Source organism: Stenotrophomonas nitritireducens, from assembly GCF_001431425.1.
Classification (GTDB): Bacteria; Pseudomonadota; Gammaproteobacteria; order Xanthomonadales; family Xanthomonadaceae; genus Stenotrophomonas; species Stenotrophomonas nitritireducens.
Genome location: NZ_LDJG01000054.1, coordinates 1 through 1,082 on the forward strand (window position 1 = coordinate 1; position 1,082 = coordinate 1,082).

The following is a 1,082-nucleotide window of genomic DNA, read 5'->3' on the forward strand; positions in this document are numbered from 1 at the left end:
AGGCTCCAGCGGGGCGTTGCGCCGCTCTGCATGTGGGTCATGCCGCGTTGGTTTGTAGCGCCGGGCGACGCCCGGCGGGGGCTTTGCCGGGAAGGCTCCGACGGGGCCTCGCCGCGCTCTATTCCGAAGCAGGTTGATGGCCGGGTGGCGGTGTGCGTTCGTCGGCCTCGGCCTGGACCAGGCGCAGGAACAGCTGCGCCAGCGTCACCACGTCCTGGTGGTTGTGTTCGCCGACGCGGCGCAGGTTGCGCGCGCTGCCGCCGCGCAGGTAGTCCAGCCACGCGCCCGGCGCTTCGGAGCCGGGCAGGTCGTCCTCGCGCTGGATGCGCAGCAGCTGGCGCTCAATGGTCGCCAGCCGGCAGTTCTCCCAGGTGCCACGCCAGCGGCGGCGCGTCGGGAACAGCAGGTCCACGTGGTCCAGCGCGGAAATCGGATCGCCGCGCCGCGCCAGCCGGTAACGCGTCTTCAACAGCGGCGCGTCGTAGCAGCGGCCGTTGTAGCTGGACAGCACCGTGGTCGGCCCCAACCAGGCGGCGAAGGCGTCGAGCATCGCGCTCTCCGCGCCCATCGTGGACATCAGCAGCTGGCGCACGCGCAGCCCTTCGCCGCGCCGCGCATCACGATGCCAGTCGGCCGCGCCGATCATGAAGGCGCGGGTGCCGGTGCCGCCGGCCAGGCCGGTGGTCTCGGTGTCGAAGAACAGCAGGTCCTGCGGCTGCACGGTTTCGTCCGCGCGCTTGCTGAAAGCCAGCGACAGCGGCTGCGCGGGAAGCGGCTGCGGCAGGAAGGTTTCGATCAGGCGCAGGCCGGGCGCGATCTCGATGCCGGGAAGGTCGCGGTCGATGGGGCCGTCGTGGTCGTTGCGCGGCGTGGGCGCCGCCGCGCGGTTGCGGGTGGCGAGCAGGCGGCGCAAGGCGTGCACGTCCTGCGGCCTGCCCGGGGAACGGGGGGCAGGTGCGGGTGTCGGCGTGGCCGGCCTGTGCCGGATCTGCTCGACCCAGCCGAAGACCGAGTCCTCGCGTGCGGGCGATGCCGGCAGCGCTTCGCCATGCGCCGGTGCCTGTCGCAGGAGCGGCTTCAGC

General features: G+C 72.8%; 1 protein-coding gene. It reads right to left on the reverse strand.

Features of this window, described 5'->3' with window-relative positions:
- Positions 1-118 precede the first annotated feature (118 nt).
- A partial coding sequence (locus ABB22_RS17380; RefSeq protein WP_161809380.1) for a ribonuclease H-like domain-containing protein occupies positions 119-1,082 on the reverse strand: 964 nt, incomplete at its 5' end.